This window comes from Actinocrinis sp., from assembly GCF_035650855.1.
Taxonomy (GTDB): Bacteria; Actinomycetota; Actinomycetes; order Streptomycetales; family Catenulisporaceae; genus Actinocrinis.
Genome location: NZ_DASRGV010000302.1, coordinates 1 through 16,513, shown reverse-complemented (window position 1 = coordinate 16,513; position 16,513 = coordinate 1). Strand labels below are relative to the sequence as shown.

13 protein-coding genes and 1 pseudogene are annotated in these 16,513 nt (G+C 69.4%); 8 read left to right on the top strand and 6 right to left on the bottom strand.

The window, feature by feature from the left end; genetic code table 11:
- Nucleotides 1-313: pseudogene (locus tag VFB40_RS21580) on the top strand (hydrolase); the annotation flags it as partial.
- Between the two features lie 55 nt (nt 314-368).
- Here VFB40_RS21580 and VFB40_RS21575 read toward each other — a convergent pair.
- Complete coding sequence (locus tag VFB40_RS21575; protein ID WP_349261584.1) at nt 369-1,763, bottom strand: amidohydrolase family protein; 1,395 nt, start codon at nt 1,761-1,763, stop codon at nt 369-371.
- A 310-nt stretch (nt 1,764-2,073) separates the two neighbouring features.
- Between VFB40_RS21575 and VFB40_RS21570 the strand changes: the two genes are divergently transcribed.
- The 6 genes from VFB40_RS21570 (at nt 2,074) to VFB40_RS21545 (ending at nt 7,505) form a co-directional block, all read left to right on the top strand.
- Nucleotides 2,074-2,892, top strand: coding sequence for an IclR family transcriptional regulator domain-containing protein (locus VFB40_RS21570; protein WP_324853479.1), 819 nt, complete (start codon nt 2,074-2,076; stop codon nt 2,890-2,892).
- 66 nt (nt 2,893-2,958) lie between these two features.
- The gene (locus VFB40_RS21565) at nt 2,959-4,146 is read left to right on the top strand and encodes a CaiB/BaiF CoA transferase family protein (RefSeq protein WP_324853477.1); all 1,188 of its coding nucleotides are present in this window, start codon (nt 2,959-2,961) and stop codon (nt 4,144-4,146) included.
- Nucleotides 4,139-4,960 carry a citryl-CoA lyase gene (locus VFB40_RS21560; RefSeq protein ID WP_324853475.1) on the top strand — a complete coding sequence of 274 codons (822 nt, stop codon included), beginning with the start codon at nt 4,139-4,141 and terminating at the stop codon, nt 4,958-4,960. Before VFB40_RS21565 ends, VFB40_RS21560 begins: the two co-directional genes overlap by 8 nt.
- Complete coding sequence (locus VFB40_RS21555; protein ID WP_324853473.1) at nt 4,953-5,822, top strand: DODA-type extradiol aromatic ring-opening family dioxygenase; 870 nt, start codon at nt 4,953-4,955, stop codon at nt 5,820-5,822. Before VFB40_RS21560 ends, VFB40_RS21555 begins: the two co-directional genes overlap by 8 nt.
- Nucleotides 5,819-6,178 (top strand): hypothetical protein, encoded by a 360-nt coding sequence (locus tag VFB40_RS21550; RefSeq protein ID WP_324853471.1) that lies wholly within the window; start codon nt 5,819-5,821, stop codon nt 6,176-6,178. The genes VFB40_RS21555 and VFB40_RS21550 overlap by 4 nt, the downstream gene beginning before the upstream one ends.
- 73 nt (nt 6,179-6,251) lie before the next feature.
- Complete coding sequence (locus tag VFB40_RS21545; protein ID WP_324853469.1) at nt 6,252-7,505, top strand: DUF445 domain-containing protein; 1,254 nt, start codon at nt 6,252-6,254, stop codon at nt 7,503-7,505.
- Nucleotides 7,506-7,507: 2 nt separating this feature from the next.
- Here the strand turns inward: VFB40_RS21545 and VFB40_RS21540 are convergent, their stop codons facing one another.
- Nucleotides 7,508-8,194 carry a DUF1345 domain-containing protein gene (locus VFB40_RS21540; RefSeq protein ID WP_324853467.1) on the bottom strand — a complete coding sequence of 229 codons (687 nt, stop codon included), beginning with the start codon at nt 8,192-8,194 and terminating at the stop codon, nt 7,508-7,510.
- A 381-nt stretch (nt 8,195-8,575) separates the two neighbouring features.
- On the opposite strand from VFB40_RS21540, the gene VFB40_RS21535 reads away from it, so the two are divergent.
- A complete protein-coding gene (locus tag VFB40_RS21535; protein WP_324853465.1) occupies nt 8,576-11,371 on the top strand; it encodes a glycoside hydrolase family 3 C-terminal domain-containing protein in 2,796 nt (931 codons plus the stop codon).
- A 178-nt stretch (nt 11,372-11,549) separates the two neighbouring features.
- On the opposite strand, the gene VFB40_RS21530 is transcribed toward VFB40_RS21535, so the two are convergent.
- The 4 genes from VFB40_RS21530 to VFB40_RS21515 form a co-directional block, all read right to left on the bottom strand.
- Entirely contained in the window at nt 11,550-13,376 is a 1,827-nt protein-coding gene (locus tag VFB40_RS21530) for a discoidin domain-containing protein (RefSeq protein ID WP_349261583.1), read from the bottom strand.
- A 508-nt stretch (nt 13,377-13,884) separates the two neighbouring features.
- Nucleotides 13,885-14,658 carry a hypothetical protein gene (locus tag VFB40_RS21525; RefSeq protein WP_324853460.1) on the bottom strand — a complete coding sequence of 258 codons (774 nt, stop codon included), beginning with the start codon at nt 14,656-14,658 and terminating at the stop codon, nt 13,885-13,887.
- A complete protein-coding gene (locus tag VFB40_RS21520; protein ID WP_324853458.1) occupies nt 14,655-15,266 on the bottom strand; it encodes an RNA polymerase sigma factor in 612 nt (203 codons plus the stop codon). The genes VFB40_RS21525 and VFB40_RS21520 overlap by 4 nt, the downstream gene beginning before the upstream one ends.
- 247 nt (nt 15,267-15,513) lie before the next feature.
- Nucleotides 15,514-16,513 (bottom strand): right-handed parallel beta-helix repeat-containing protein (locus VFB40_RS21515; protein ID WP_324853456.1); only part of this gene is annotated, 1,000 nt, incomplete at its 5' end.

Here is a 16,513-nt window from a genome sequence, read left to right as displayed (position 1 = left end):
CTCGCAGGCGGTGACGCTGCCGACCGGCTGCTCGAACTACAACTTCAGCTTCTACTTGCACATCGACACGGCCGAGACCAGCACCACCACCGCCTACGACACGCTCAAGGTCCAGGTACTCAACAGCTCCGGCACCGTGCTCGCGACCCTGGGCACCTACTCCAACCTAAACCACAACACCGGCTACACACAGCACAGCTTCAGCCTGTCCGGCTACGCCGGACAGACCGTCACCCTCAAGTTCACCGGCGCCGAGGACTCCGAGTATCAGACCTCGTTCGTCCTCGACGACACCGCGCTCAACGTGAGCTGACCGATCCCGGCCGTAGCGCGTCAGCGAGCCCGTCAGGCCGCTGACGCGCTGCGGATCACACCTCCGGCCGGGTGCTGCGCGTCGCCTCGCTCCGGTAGTCGGTGTACGTGTACGGATTGTCGAGTACCTTCGACTCGGGAATGTCAGGGTTCATCCCCCGGAACCACGCCTCGTCACCCAGCGCGGACCGCAGATACTCGGCCGTCGCCTCCGACTCGCGCCGTGCGGCCGCCAAGTCGATGCCCACCAGCCGGTGCTCGTGCTTGACCACGCGGCCGTCCACGAGGACTGTGTGCACGTCCCCGCGCTGCGCCTGAAACGCCACGTGGCCGTAAGGGTTCAGCAGCGGGAAGGAAACCGGCGACTGGTCGTTCTTGATCAGCACCACGTCCGCCTTCTTGCCCACCTCCAGGCTGCCGAGGTCGTGGTCCCGGCCGAGCGTCCGCGCGCCGCCGCGGGTCGCCCACTCGACCACGTGCTCCGCCCGCAGGCTGCAATGCGTGACCGTCTCGCCCTTCAGATGCGCCTCGAAATGCTCGCGGGCGCGGTCCGCGCCGAGCGTCGTCCGCATCGCCGAGAACAGGTCGCCGCTCCACCACACGCTGGTGTCCATCGAGAGCGAGACGGGAATGTCGTGTGCGCGGATCGCCCAGGTGGGCGGGTATCCCTGACCCGCGCTCTGCTCGCTCTCCGTGGCCACCGAGATGGAACCGCCGGTCGCCGCGATGCGCTGGTACGAATCAGCGGACAGCGACGCCGCGTGCACGTACGTGGTCTGCGGTGTCATGAATCCGCCCTCGTACATGAGCCGGATGCTCTCGTCGCTGGTCGCGCCCCAGACCCCGGCGTGCGTCGTCACGCCGACGCCGAGTTCCCGCGCCGCCTCGAAGGCCGGCGCCTCCGGGAACGCCGGATCGCCGGTCACGTCGAAGGCCAGCTGGAAGCCCAGCATGTCGTCCCCGGTGATCCGGCGGCGCACGAAGTCGCGGAACTCCGGCGCGGCGGACCACTGTGCCGGCGGCTGCTGGATGTTGCCGTAGGCGAGCACGTACCGGCCCGGCACCGACTGCAGCGCGTCGACCGCGGCCTCCGCGTGGTCCACCGTTTGCAGGCCGTGCGACCAGTCCAGGACCGTCGTCACCCCGGCGTCGAGCGCCTCGATCGCGGCCAGCAGGTTGCCCGCGTGAATGTCCTCGGGGCGGAACAGCTTCCCGGATTCCAGGTAGTACCAGACGAAGTACTGGGTCAGCGTCCAGTCGGCGCCGTAGCCGCGCATCGCGGTCTGCCACATGTGCCGGTGCGTGTCGATCATCCCCGGCATCACGATGCCGCCGCTCGCGTCGATGACGATGGCGTCTTGGGGCGCGTCAAGGTGCTGACCCACGGCCTCGATCCGGTGGCCGATCGTCAGCACATCGGTGTCGGCGAGCACCTGCCGCCGGGCGTCCATCGGGAGCACCGTGCCGCCGCGCAGCAGCACCGGGCGCCCCGGGGCGAAGTCGAGGGCTGATCCGTCCGCGGCGGCTGTCTCACTCACGGCGACTCCTTCGGACCGATGTCCGCCCAGCGGGCGGCGAGATTGCCGTTACTCTCCGACCCGCTCGCCGCCCTGTCAACCCCGAGAGCAGTCGCGACCAGCCAACTCGCCGAGATCGCGGCGTCCGCATGCCGACCCTTGGAGCCGCTCGGCCGCTGTGCTCTACTTGTGGCGTGCCCGAACTCTGTCCGTCCAGCGGACAGGCATACGCCGAGGAGACTTGATGGCCCGCGACGGCGCAGGACCGGACTTCATCGAGGCGCTCGCCCGCGGCCTCGACGTGATCACCGCCTTCGAGCCCGGCCGTGCGGTGATGACCCTCAGCGAGGTCGCCGCGGCCACCGGGCTGGCGCGGCCGACCGCGCGCCGGATCCTGCTCACCCTCCAGGAACTCGGCTACGTCCGCGCCCGCGGATCGGGGTTCGCGCTCACCCCGCGGGTGCTCGACCTCGGCACCGCCTATGTCCGATCGATGGACCTGTGGGAAGTGGCCAGGCCGCACATGGAGATCCTGTCCGCGCGCACCGGCGAATCCTGCTCCATCGCCCAGCTCGACGGCTCCGACATCGTGTACGTCGCGCGCGTCGCCGTTCCGAAGATCGTCTCGCTCGCGGTACAGATCGGGACCCGGTTCCCCGCGCTCCAGACCTCCCTCGGCAAGGTGCTGCTGGCCGCTCGCACCGACGCCGAGGTCGAGTCCGTGCTCGCCGAGCCGAGCCGCTCCGGCCTCACCCCGCTCTGGCAGCCCGGCCCCGCCGAGCGAGAAGCCGAGCTTCGCCAGGTCAGGGCGCGCGGCTGGGCGCTGACGGACGAACAGCTCACGCGCGGCATCCGCTCGGCCGCCGCACCCCTGCGCAACGGCTCCGGCGAGGTCATCGCGGCGCTGAATGTGAACACGCACGCCGCGGAGACACCCCTGGAGCGCCTCGTCGACCACCACCTGCCGCTGCTCCTGCACGCGGCCGGCGAGATCAGCGCCGACTTCGCCCGGCTGGAAGCCGTACCGCACATCACCCGCGCCGCGGTCGCCGCGAGCCCTTGACGCCGCGCCCGATCATGCGAGAATCGCTTAACGGACGACTGTCCGTACACCGGACAAGGAGGAGAGTTGGCGATCGAACAGCGCAACCAGGCGGGTCCGTTGCCCGGTCCGCTCTCGGGCCTGCTCGTCGCCGACTTCTCCCGCATCCTGGCCGGCCCATACGCCACCATGCTGCTGGCGGACCTCGGCGCGGACGTAATCAAGGTCGAAGGGCCGAAGGGCGACGACACCCGCTCCTGGATGCCGCCGGTCCGCGACGGCGTGTCGACCTACTACCTCGGCATCAACCGCGGCAAGCGCTCGATCGCGCTCGACCTGCGCGACGAGACAGACGTCGAACTCGCCCGCGAGCTGGCCCGCCGCGCCGACGTGTTCATAGAGAACTTCAAGCCCGGCGGCCTGGCCAAATACGGGCTCGACTACGAGTCGGCCCGCGCCGGCAACCCCGGCCTCATCTACGCGTCGATCAGCGGCTTCGGCACCGGACCCGGCCGCGACGTACCCGGCTACGACCTGATGGTCCAGGCCGTCTCCGGCCTGATGAGCCTGACCGGGGACCCGGACGGGCCGCCGTATCGCGCCGGGATCTCAGTATTCGACGTCATGGCCGGAAACCACGCGGTGATCGGCATCCTCGCCGCGTTACGGCATCGCGACGCCACCGGACGCGGCCAGCAGGTCGAGATCAACCTGCTGTCCTCGGCGCTCTCCGGTCTGGTCAACCACAGCTCGGCCTACGCGGCCGGGGGAGTAGTGCCGTTCCGGATGGGCAACGCGCACCCGAGCGTGTTCCCCTACGAACCGCTGCCGACCGCCGACGACGACCTGATCGTCGCCGCGGCCAACGACGGGCAGTTCCGCAAGCTGTGCGAGGTGCTGGGCGTCCCCGGACTGGCCGACGACCCGCGCTTCGCGCGCAACGCCGACCGCACCGAGCGCCGCGAGGAACTGCGGCCGCTGCTGGTCGAGCAGCTGAGCAAGCGCGGCGCGAACGAGTGGTTCGACCTGCTGGTCGAGGCCGGGGTGCCGAGCGGGCCGATCAACACCATCAAGGGCGGTTTCGCGATGGCCGAGCGCTTCGGTCTCGATCCGATCGTCGAGGTCGGCGAGGGCGGACGCGCGATGCCGACCACCCGCAACCCGATCCGGCTCTCCGAGACCCCGCCGGCTTACCGGCTTCCGCCGCCGGATCTCGACGAACACGGCGCCGAGCTGCGCGCCTGGCTCTCCGCCCCGGTGGATGACGATGTCTGATACATACCCGACCGCGCTGGGCGCCTCCTCCCTCGACAGCATCACCCTGCTCGGCCGCGACCTGGCCCGCGACGTGATGGGCGAGGTCGGCTTCGGCGAACTCGCCTTCTGGCTCGCCACCCAGCGCCGCCCGACCCGCGGCGAAACCCGCGTCTTCGAGGCCGTACTCGCCGCCCTCGCCGACCACGGCTTCACCCCGACCGCGATCGTCACCCGGCTGACCTACCTCTCCGCCCCCGACTCGATTCAAGGCGCGCTGGCCGCCGGACTGCTCGGCGGCGGCTCGCGCTTCCTCGGCGTCACCGAGGACTGCGGCCAGTTCCTGCACGAGGTCGTCGCGGCCCAATCCGGCGCGCTGCCGACCGACGACGACGGCTGGGACGCGCTGGCTCTCAGTACCCTGCAAAACACCCGCGCCGCCGGCCTGCGCGTCCCCGGCCTCGGCCACCACGTGCACAAGCAGGGCGATCCGCGTACCCCGCGGCTCTTCCAGATCGCCGCCGAGGAAGGCCTCTACGGCCCGCATCTCGCGCTCTTCGCCGCGATCGGCCGCGTGCATCCGGCCGTGCTACGCAGAACCCTGCCGCTCAACGGCGCCGGGGTCTGCGGCGCCGCCCTCGCCGACCTCGGCCTGCCGCTCGAGCTGCTGCGCGGCTTCGCCCTGCTCGCCCGCACCGCCGGACTGATCGGCCAGCTCGCCGAGGAGCTGCGCCGGCCCGTCGCGAACCAGATCTTCCTCTCCGTGGACCTGAACAACCGGCCGGTCCCGCCGGAGCCCTACCAGCCCGCCGCCAACGGAGGCCCGCATGGCTGAACTCGTCGCGGTCATCGCGTCCACGCACCACCCGTTCTACTACCGCGCCAGCACCGCCGTCGGCGCGGACCGCCCGCCCTTCGCCGACGAGTGGGTGCGCAAGGTCGAGGCGTTCCGGGAAACCCTGACCAAGGCGCGTCCCGACGTGCTCGTGATGGTCGGATCGGACCATTTCCACCAGCTGTGGCTCGACAACATGCCGCAGTTCCTCATCGGCAAGGCTCCGTACTACGACGCGAACTTCTACAACGAGGAACGCGAATTCGGCCTGCCGCGCATGCTGCTCACCGGCCAGGAGGAGCTCTCCTCCCACCTGCTGCGCGAGGGCCTCGACGCCGGCTTCGACCTGGCCTTCTCCAACGAGCTGCGGATCGACCACTCGATCACCTGCCCGATCATCACCCTGCGGCCGCAGGCGGACCTGCCGATCGTGCCCGTCTACACCAACATCTTCGCCCCGCCGCTGCCGCGCCCGAAGCGCTTCGTCCAGCTCGGCCGCACCATCCGCGAGCTGGTCGAGTCCTGGCCCTGCGACCAGCGCGTCGCGGTCATCGGCACCGGGCACCTCTCCCTGGAACTCGGCGGCCCGCGCCAGTTCGGCCCCACCGGACCCGACCCCGAATTCGACCGCAAGGCCGTGGACTGGATCGCCTCCGGCGACATCGAGGGCTGCCTCGCCGAGGTCACCCTGGACAGCCTGCACCTGCCCGGCAACGCCACCCACGGCTTCATGGACTTCATGCTGATGATGGGCGTCGCCGGCGAGGGCGCGAAGGCCGACTACGTGGACACCTACGACCTGTTCCACACCATGGAGGCCTACTTCACCTGGTACCCGAACGCGAACGGAGACCGGCCGTGAGCAAGTACCTGCTGAACAAGTTCCTGTTCACTGTCGACCGCGACGCGGACCTGGTCGAGCGTTACCGGGAGGACCCGCGCGGCACGGTCACGGCGTGGGAGGCCGAGCACGCCAACCGCATCCTCGGCTGCCACTCCTGTGAGTCCTCAACCTGGCTGCGCTTCGACGACGTGGAGCGCGAGGCTCTGGCGACACACGACTACCCGAAGCTGTTCGAACTCGGCGCGCATCCCTTCCTCACGCTCACCCTCTTCATCGCCATGTTCGAGCGCGACTACGAACCGCTCGGCTTCCAGCTGGAGTACGCGCGCCGGCTGGCTCACATGCGTCTGCCCTATCCGGACATCGCGACCTGACGCTGATCCGGTGGCGACCGCGCGGCGGGTGCCACTCACTCCAGCCGGGCGCCGATCTTGTCACAATGGCGACGTGCGACAACTCTCACCCGCCGAGGTGATCAAGCGACGCGGCGTCCGGCGGATGAAGGCGGTCGCCAGCGGGTTCCTGCTGGCCGCCGTCGGCCTGTACGTGCTGGCCCGCTGGCAGGAAGGGCACGGGGCGACCTGGGCCCAGTACCTCGGCGCGGCCGCGCAGGCGGCGATGGTCGGCGCGCTGGCGGACTGGTTCGCGGTCACCGCGCTGTTTCGCCACCCGCTCGGCCTGCCGATCCCGCACACCGCGATCATCCCGAACCGCAAGGAGGCGCTGGGCCGCAGCCTGGGCGACTTCGTCGGCGAGAACTTCCTCTCCGAGCAGGTCATCCGCGCCCGGCTGCGCGCCATCGGCCTGTCCGCGCGGCTCGGCGGCTGGCTGGCCGACGACAAGCACGCCGAGCGGGTCACCCAGGAGGCCGCGGGGCTGCTGCGCGGCGTGCTCGCGGTCCTGCGCGACGACGACCTGCAGGCGGTCCTCAGCCGCACCGTGAACCGCTGGCTCAACGAGCAGCCGATCGGCCCGGTGGCCGGCCGCGTGCTCGGCAAGTTCGTCGCGGACGACGGGCATCGGCCGCTGATCGACCTGCTCGCGCGCCGCGCCGTCGAGTGGCTCGAGCAGCATCCGGACGCGATCGAGCGCACGGTCACCGGCGAGGCACCGATGTGGACGCCCCGGTTCGTCGACGAGCGCGTCGCCCGCCGGATCCACAAGGAGCTGGTGAAGTTCGCGGCCGCGGTGCGCGACGAGCCGCAGCACCAGGCGCGGGCCGCGATCGACGACTTCCTGGCCGATTTCGCCCGGCAGCTGGCCTCGGATCCGGTGACGCTGGCACAGGCGGAGCGGTTCAAGCAGGAGCTGATCAATCACCGCGAGGTGCAGCGGCTGGTCGGCTCCTCCTGGCAGGCCATGCGCTCAATGATCGTGTCGGCGGCCGAGGACGAGGACAGCGAGCTGCGCCTGCGGATGCGTGACGCGATCGCCGCGTTCGGCCGCCGGCTGGAATCGGACGACCGGCTACGCAGCAAGGTGGACACCTGGGTCGAGGGCGCGGCCGTCCACGTCGTCGTCACGTACCGCGCCGAGATCACAGCTTTGATCACGGACACGGTCCAGGCCTGGGACGCGCAGGAGACCTCGCGCAAGGTGGAGATCCAGGTAGGCCGCGACCTCCAGTTCATTCGGATCAACGGCACGGTGGTTGGGGCGCTGGCCGGTTTGCTCATCTACGCGCTGACCCGGCTGACCTGACGCTACTTCGCCAGACCCGCGACCAGATTGATCGCCGCCGCGATGATCACTGTCCCGAGCGGAAACGACAGCAGCGCTTGGCGCAGCACGGTGCGCCGGACGTCCCCGTCCCGAATGTCGGTGTCGGAGACCTGGAACGTCATGCCCACCGTGAACGCCACATAGGCGAAGTCGCTGTAGCGCGCCTCAGCCCGCTGCTTGAAGTCGATTCCGCCGACCGGATCGGTGTAGTAGAGCCGCGCGTACTTCAGCATGAAGACCGTGTGCACCAGCGCCCAGGAGACGAAGACCGAGAAGAGCGCGAGCCCGGCCTGGTAGTACTTGGCGTTGCCGTCGGCGTGCCCGGCTCCGAACAGCACCGCGCCGACCGCCACGAGACTGGCCAGGGCGGCGCCGAGCAGCATCAGATCGGTCAGCTCGCGGCCGGGATCCTCGCGCCGCGCGTGCTGCCGGGTGTGCTCGGCGTCCAGGCCCCAGACCCCGATCCACACCCAGCCGCAGAACGCCAGCGCCAGCGCGTCCCAGCCGATCAGGGGCGCGATTCGACCGGTCCCGAGCACGCCGGCCAGCACGCCGGCGCCGATGCCGACGCAGGCGGAGACGATGAACTGCGCGCGGGCTGTCGTTCCTTCGTCGCGCAGTTCCGAGCGGCCGTCCGGCTCGGACGCCTCATCAGTTTGCGGTTCCACGGCACCAGCCTTCCAGGCTCGCGGCCTTCGTATTTGGAAGCACGCCGAGATTGGTTGCCCGCGCCAACCCTGATGGCCCGTGGGAAGTGGTTAAGACCATTGACAGCCTCCTGTGTCCGCGTGTTTCATCACCGTTACCGACGCCGATTGTTGCCCCACCCAACAATGCTGGTGTCTCGGTTGGCCGGATTCGCCCCGCTCGCCGCCCCATGACGACCTCTGGCTGCGTTGCGTGAACGCCCACGGACAACCCCGGTCCGAGGGCGTCCCCGCGCCTTGCCATAGGCCGCCCTGGAACGCCTCGCTTGCGGGCGAATCCGGCCAACCGAGACACAGCCGCCAAGCATGCCCCGGCGCCGGTCCCGCATGTCAGGAGGCATCGTGCCCAAACCCACAACCCTTCATCGAGCCCGGACGGCGGCCCTCGCCCTGGCCACCGCGTCCGCGTCACTGTTCGCCGCCTACACCGGCGCGCCGCCGGCCGCCGCGGCCTCGAGCGCCTGTCCCTGGGTCGGCTCCACCGCCCCGATTCCGCAGCGGGTCAGCCAACTGCTGGCCCAGATGACCACCGCGCAGGAGGTCACGCTGCTCACCGGCGCGTCCGGATCCAGCTACGTCGGGTTCACCCCGGCCATCGGCTCGCTCTGCATCCCCGCGGTGAACCTGGAGGACGGCCCGGCGGGTGTCGGCGACGGGATGACCGGAGTCACCCAGCTGCCCGCGCCGGTCGACGTCGCCGCGAGCTGGGACACCGCCGCCGAGCAGCGCTTCGGCCAGGTGATCGGCGCTGAGCAGGTCGCTAAGGGCTCCACGATCGACCTCGGGCCGACCATCAACCTGGTGCGCGACCCGCGCTGGGGCCGCGCCTTCGAATCCGTCGGCGAGGACCCGTACCTGAACGGCGCCCTCGGCGCCGCCGACATTCAAGGTGTGCAGTCCACGGGTGAGATGGCGCAGGTCAAGCACCTGGCCGTGTACAACCAGGAGACCAACCGCAACACGCCGTCCGACAACGCGATCATCAGCACCCGCACGCTCCAGGAGATCTACCTGCCGGCGTTCCGGATCTCCACGCAGCAGGGCGCCGCTTCGTCGGTCATGTGCTCCTACAGCACCGTCAACGGCACCTATGCCTGTCAGAACCCGTATCTGCTCACCACCGCCCTGCGCCAGCAATTCGGCTTCACCGGTTTCGTCACCTCGGACTGGGGCGCGACCCACGCGACCGCCGCGTCCGCGAACGCGGGCCTGAACCAGGACATGCCCGGCAACGACGGCTACTACGGCAGCACCCTGACGAACGCGGTCTCCAGCGGTGCGGTCTCCAAGTCGACGCTGGACGCGCTCACCTCGCAGGTGCTCACCGAGATGTTCGCCTTCGGCCTCTTCGACAAGGCGCCGACCGGCTCGCCCGGGCAGAGCGCCACCTCGGCCGCGCACGTGACCACCGGGCGGCAGCTCGCCGAGGAGGGCACGGTGCTGCTGAAGAACAGCGGAGGCGTGCTGCCGTTCGGATCCGGCACCTCGTCGATCGCGGTGATCGGCACGGACGCCTCGACCAGCCCGATGACCGACGGCGGCGGTAGCGCGGGGGTCAACTCGAGCGGCACGGTCACCCCGCTGCAGGGCATCACCTCGCGGGCCGGCAGCGGGATCAAGGTCAGCTACAACGACGGCTCGAACTCCAGCTCCGCCGCGTCGCTGGCCGCCTCGTCCTCGGTCGCGGTGGTCTTCGTGAACAAGGGCGAGTCCGAGGGCAGCGACCTGAGCAACATCGATCTGACCAGCTCGCAGAACTCGCTGATCTCCGCGGTGGCCGCCGCGAACCCGCACACGGTCGTGGTGCTCAACACCGGCTCCGCGGTCACTATGCCGTGGCTGAGCTCGGTCGCGGGCGTGTTCGAGGCCTGGTACCCCGGCCAGGAGGACGGCAACGCCATCGCCGCGCTGCTGTTCGGCGACGTGAATCCGTCGGGCAAGCTGCCGGTCACCTTCCCGACCTCGCTGTCGCAGGTCCCTGCGAACACCACCGCGCAGTGGCCGGGCACGAACGGCCAGGTGCAGTATTCCGAGGGCTTGGACGTCGGTTACCGCTACTACGACGCCAACAACCTGACGCCGCTGTTCCCGTTCGGCTTCGGCCTTTCCTACACCAGCTTCTCGTTCAGCAACCTGAGCATCAGCGCCCTGCCCCAGGGCGGGGCCGCGACGGTCACCGCCACCGTGACCAACACCGGCTCACGCGAAGGCGCCGAGGTCGCACAGCTCTATGTCACGGACCCGGCCGCGTCGGGCGAACCGCCGAAGCAGCTTGAAGGCTTCGCCCGGGTCGACCTGCAGCCCAGCCAGAGCACCACGGTCAGCTTCCCGCTGACTCAGGCGAACCTCCAGTACTGGAACGCTTCCACCAACGCCTGGGCGGTGAGCACCGGCAGCTACACCGTCTCGGTCGGCGACTCGGATCGGAACCTGCCGCTGACCGGCACCCTCTCGGTGAGCTCCGCGCAGATCGGGCAGCCGGTCACGGTGACGAATCCCGGTGCGCAGGAGGGCATCGCCGGTAACGCGGCCAGCCTGCCGATCACGGCAAGCGACAGCACGAGTGGCCAGACGCTCACCTACTCGGCTGCCGGTCTGCCCGCCGGAACCTCGATCAATACGAGCACCGGCGCGATCACGGGTACGCCCTCCGCAGCCGGGACGAGCACGGTCACAGTCACCGCGAAGGACGGCGCGGGCGCGACCGCAAGCGCGAGCTTCATTTGGACTGTCGCGCCTGCCGGATCGACCGGCAACGGCTCGACCGGCCCGGTCACCGGTTATCAAGGCCTGTGTCTTGATGTGCGCGGGGCCAACAGCGCCGACGGCACGCCGGTGCAGGTCTACACGTGCAACGGCACCAACGCGCAGCAGTGGACCGTCGCGTCGAACGGCACGTTGCAGGCGCTCGGCAAGTGCCTGGACGTGAGCGGCGGCGGGACGGCCAACGGCACGAAGGTGCAGCTGTACACCTGCAACGGCACCGGCGCGCAGGTCTGGCAGGCCGGCGCAAACAGCTCGCTGGTCAACCCGCAGTCCGGCAAGTGTCTCGACGACACCGGCTGGGGCGGCTCGGGCACTCAGGTGCAGATCTGGTCGTGCACGGCCGGTGCCAACCAGGCCTGGACCTTGCCGTAACGCGCGGAAGCCAGGCAGTCGGAGAGCGCTCTCCCACTGATTGGCCGCCGCGGGGGTGGAACCAGCCGCACGAAGGGAGCCGCGGCGGCCGTGTCGAACGGCCGCCGCGGCTTGGTGCTCTTCGTTACCAGGCTGTTCTTAGTTACCAGCTTGTTCTCAGTTGCCAGCCTGTTCTGCGTTACCAGCCGACCGCCACGACCATGTACTGCGGGTTGTTGACCGAGATGTCAGAAGACTGACCCGCGTCGTCGTCGTAGGGGAAGCCGTATTGCAGGCCATTGATGGCGTTCTGGTGCCAGAACTGCGCGTAGTAGTTCGCCGGAGCGGCCTGGTAGAAGTTGCTCGGGATCGACTGCTGCGCCGCCGGCAGCTGCGCGACATGCCGGTTCAGCCCGGCGCACAGGGTCGGGTTCGCGGACAGGGTCCCGCCGCAGCCGAAGATCTGCGCCGTGCTGTCGCTGGAGTCACCGTTCGCCGCGGCGTAGCTGGTCATGTAGTTCGCGTATGCCCCGCCCGGCTGGAAGGCCGGGTCGTTGCCGGGGGAGGGGATGCCGTAGGGCGCCTGGTCGGTGGCCAGTTCCTTGAACTCGGTCGGCACCGAGTTCTGGAAGCGGCTGAAGGTGGCGCTGCGGCTCTCCTGGAAGGTGGCGTAGTTCTCGCCGACCTCCTGCTCGGAGCCGTCGTGGCTGTGCACGAGCAGCGCCAGCTTCAGGCCGAACCGGTCGACCCTGGTGGTGTCCACGTTGATGAACGTGGCGCCGACCGTGAACTCGATGAAGTCGTAGTACTGACCGTTCGGCTGGCCCAGGTAGAAGTACATCCGGCCGGCCGAGTTGGCGGGCATGTCGATGTACGGCTGCTGCGCGATCGAGGCGGTCTGGCCGTTGAAGCTCCAGTAGACCTGGCTGTCAGGGTACTGGCCGTTCGTCTGGTTGGCGATCTTGACTTCCAGGACGTGCGTGGCCGCCGGGATGCTGCCGGTGTTGCCCCAGAACGAGGGCGGCGGAGCGCCGTTGCCGCCACCGCCGCCGCTGGAACCGGTCGGGCTCGGCGAGGGCGAGGGAGTGCCGGTGCCGCCGCCGGTGGTGAAGACCTGGAACTCCCAGAGCGAGTAGCCGTACGGGGTCGCGCGGGTCGTGCCGTACATGCGGATGTAGCGCCCTGATCCACTCAGGCTGAGGTTCTGCGTTCCGCCGGTTCCGGTGGTGGTCGAATAGACCGAGGTCCAGTTCCCTGCGTCGTTCGAGGTCTGAATCTGGAACGCGGTCGCGTACGCCGCCTCCCAGTTCAGCGTGACGCCGCAGATCGACTGGGTGCTGCCGAGGTCGATCTGGAGCCATTGCGGGTCGCTGAACGCGGAGGACCAGCGGGTGCCGATGTTGCCGTCGACGGCGTTCGACGCCGGGAAGGTCGCGTTCTCCAGTGACGATGCGGTGGCCGGATGCCCGAGTGCGGCGTTGGTCGTGCTGCACCCCGTGCTGGCGCCGATGCTGCCGTAGACCTGGAATTCCCAGAGCGAGTAGCCGTATTGCGTGGCTCGGGTCGTGCCGTACATGCGGACGTAGCGGCCGGTACCGGTGATGTTAAGGGTCTGTGTTCCGCCGGTTCCGGTGGTGGTGGAGTAGATCGAGGTCCAGTTCGCGTTGTCGTTCGAGGTCTGGATCTGGAAACCGGTGGCGTAGGCGGCCTCCCACTGCAGCACCACCTGCGTGATGCCAGCCGAGGCACCCAGGTCCACCTCGAGCCACTGCGGGTCGCTGAACGCGGAGGACCAGCGGGTGCCGGTGTTGCCATCGGTGGCGTTGGACGCCGGGAAGGTGGAGTTCTCCAAGGACGAGGCGGTGGTCGGCTTGCCCTGGGACAGCAGGGTGGGCGCCGCGTTCGCCTCCATCGACACCGCGGTCAGCAGGCCGGCGGTGGTGACCGCGACCACCGCCGCGGCGATCAGGGAGCGCACACGGGACCGGCGCGGCGGCCGGCCCGGGGAAGGGTGAACCAAGCGCATGACTCTCTCTCCGCGCAGACGACGACAGAAGGACCGTCGGCGAGGGAAGGCGGTCCGACCCGGCGGCGTGGCAGAGGCGTGGGAGAGCCCTGAGACTCACGCGCGCGGCCGGGCGGACGGCGCCCACGCGTGAGGCGGTGGGTGATTCGTTTGGAGAGCGCTCTCCCAACGCGATTCGAGAGTCAGCGTGCTCGCGCGGCGCGCGACTGTCAAGGGTGCGGGTGTGGGGGGCGCAAGCCGGCTCAACCGAGCGCGATCGTCCCAGCGGAGAGGTCACGGAGACGGCGCGGGAGAAGAATGGCGGGCCTGCGGCACTTGCCAGCGAAGGGGTCACGGCGCCGCAGGCCCTGCGGAAGCGACGCTAAGGGGTGTTCGGGCACACCCTTTGCCATCGCCTCACGCACTAACAGGGTCACTTGGCCCGCATTGTGTTACACACGCTCTGATCAGCGTGATTACCGAGGCCGCAGTGTCGGCGTAGCGTCCGGAGAGAGCGGGGCGCAGGCTGTCAGTCGCCGGCGCTCGGCGTCGGGGACGGAGTGACGGTGGTGGTGTCGGAGGACGACGTGCCCGACTTGAGCAGCTGGTTGCAGTAGGCGTGAACCTTGTTCTCCCCGCCGGCGGCCGCGACCAGCCGCGCCTGATCCTGCGCGCTCATCGTCGTCTTCCAGCTGTTCCCGCTGCCCTTGACCTGAGTGCACAGGGTGTACAGGGACGCCTCGGTCGCGCTGGGAGAGGCCGCCGCCGAGACCCCGGCCCCGGGAGCGCTCGTCGTCGGGGCGCCGGCCCCGTTCGCGTGTGACGCCGATGCCGAGGCGACCGAGTCAGGGCCCGTGCTCACGGTGGGCAACGGGTTCGTCGGGGCGGAACCCGTGCCGGCGCCGCTCGGCGTGCTGCTGTTCCGGGTGGGCGGGGGCGCGGGCACGCCGATGCCGCCGAACATGTGATGCACGAAGGACTGCACCGGTGAGGGCAGCACTCCGGTACTCGAGATCGCGATGCTGGCGCCCAGGACGAACACGAACGCGAGAGCGCACTTCGTCATGAACGAGACGCGCGGGGTGCTGCGGACTGCCGGGGCATCCCCCGGCGTGGTGGATTCGACCGGACTGTGCGCCGTGACCGGCTCCGTCGCCGCGACGCCTGCCTCTGCGGCGATTCCGGCCGTGTGGAACATCGTCAGCACGTTCGCCAGCGCCTGTGCGTCCTCTTCCTCAGGCAGCGGCGGCGCGGCTGCGGCGGCCAACACGGTGTCGAGATTGCGGCTGCGCCTCTCGTTCATTCGGCCACCTCCGGCAGCACGGCTCCGGCTCCGGTTCCGGCCCCGGCGTGCTCAGCCTCCAGCAAGCCCTCCCCGTCGACGACTGCGGCCAGCCGGCGCAGTCCCCGCATGGCCGCTATGCGTATCGCACCGGGTCGCTTCCCCAGCACCTCCGCGGTCTGCGTCACGTCGAGACCGACGACCACGCGCAGCATCACCGCTTCGGCCTGGTTCGCCGGCAGCTGGGCTATGAGACGCAGCGCTTGACGCGTAGCCAAGCGCTCTACCGCCTCCCGCGCCGGATCGTCCCGGGACGCCAGGTCCGGCGCCGTGTACAGGCCCGCCGGGTCCTCCTTGCGGCGCCCGCTGCGGCGCAGCTCCTCCAGCGCGCGGTTGCGGGCCACCCGGAACAGCCACACCCGGAACCCGGCCGCGTCCCCGCGGAACCGGCGGATGTCCCTGGCCGCCTGCAGCCAGGTCTCCGAGGCGACGTCCTCCGCGGCCTGCCCGACCACCACTCTCAGGTAGCGCAGCACCGGGGGGTTCAGGGCGTGCCAGAGCTCCGCCATGCCGGACTCGTCCCCGGCCCTCGCGGAGTCGAGAACGCTGTCCAGGTCGCGGCCGCTCACCTCCGCCCGCTCCTCGCCCTCATGAGAACACTGACTCGACATGCCCCTCCTGCACCCGGATCATTTCACAGCACCGCCGCCAGACCCAGCCCCGGTGACCGGTGTGTTCGGTGGAAAAGGCGATGTACAAGATTGCGATCAGGAACGCGACCGGGCTCCCCAGCGGCGCTGGGGAGCCCGGGGCCCGTCGTTCGGAGCCGGAAGCGATCAGCGGCGAGCGCTGCGCTTCACCGCCGTCGGCGGCCGGCTACGGATTGACGGTGATGGTGAACGTGCTGGTCGAGGTGTTCTGGATATTGACGTCGTTGTTGCTCTCCACCAAATGGTTGAACGTCACTGAGCCGACCGGTGGACCCTGCCCGGCCTCGGGCAGCGGGTTGGCCCAGACGCCGAAGCCCGACTTGCCGTTGCCGTATCCGTCGTTGTTCGCGTGCGTCCCGGTGATGGTGGTGTTGGTGAAGATCGTGTCCTGGAACGGATATTGCGCGGTGTTGTTGACATAGTCCGTCTGGAACATGATCCCGGTGTAGGTCGGGTCGGTGATGGTCGAATCGTTGATCCGGATGCCCTGGAAGGGGTTCGTCGCCGAGAACATCCAGACCGCGCCGAACGCCTGGTTGCCCCAGAAATGGCCGCCGTCACGGGCCAGCGAGAAGTTCTGGATCGTGGTCGGCGGACTGTCCTCGAACCCTTCGAACGGGAAGCCGAAGTTCAGCGAGCTGACCGTCAGACCCGGGTAGCACAGAGTGTCGGCCACGTAGAAGTTCTGGACAGTGTTGTTGTACCCGCCGTAGACCGCCACGCCCGCCGCCCGCCACGGGGTCAGCGCGGTGACGTTCTGGATGGTGTTGCCGGTCTCCTTGCAGCCGGAGCAGCTGTCCTGCGCGGCGAACAGGGCGAAGCTGTCGTCGCCGGTGGTGCGCGCCTCGTCGTTGGAGATCAGGTTGCCCTGGCTTCCGTTGGTGAGGTTGATGCCGTCCGCCAGCGTGTCGCGGATGCGCAGGTTGGTGAAGGTCGAGTTCTTGACGGCCGTCAGGCCCCAGACCCCCACCACGTTGTGCTCGATCCACAGGTTGTCGAGCGTGAGGTTCGAGACGTTGGTGAGCTGGAAGGTGTGCCCGGGCCCGTCCTGGCGGGTGGTGTAGTTGCCGAACCAGGCGAACCCGCTGAAGGAGGAGCCGCTGGCGGTGGACTGCACGTCCCAGCCGGTGTCGGTGTTCGTCTGGCCCTGCGGCGCGGCGAACTGG

What these genes read in the sequence shown, in the direction of transcription:
- VFB40_RS21560 (WP_324853475.1), top strand. Translation starts at nt 4,139, where the DNA reads ATGTCTGATACATACCCGACCGCGCTGGGCGCCTCCTCCCTCGACAGC.
- VFB40_RS21570 (WP_324853479.1), top strand. Translation starts at nt 2,074, where the DNA reads ATGGCCCGCGACGGCGCAGGACCGGACTTCATCGAGGCGCTCGCCCGC.
- VFB40_RS21575 (WP_349261584.1), bottom strand. Translation starts at nt 1,763, where the DNA reads ATGGACGCCCGGCGGCAGGTGCTCGCCGACACCGATGTGCTGACGATC.
- VFB40_RS21525 (WP_324853460.1), bottom strand. Translation starts at nt 14,658, where the DNA reads ATGAACGAGAGGCGCAGCCGCAATCTCGACACCGTGTTGGCCGCCGCA.
- VFB40_RS21530 (WP_349261583.1), bottom strand. Translation starts at nt 13,376, where the DNA reads ATGCGCTTGGTTCACCCTTCCCCGGGCCGGCCGCCGCGCCGGTCCCGT.
- VFB40_RS21555 (WP_324853473.1), top strand. Translation starts at nt 4,953, where the DNA reads ATGGCTGAACTCGTCGCGGTCATCGCGTCCACGCACCACCCGTTCTAC.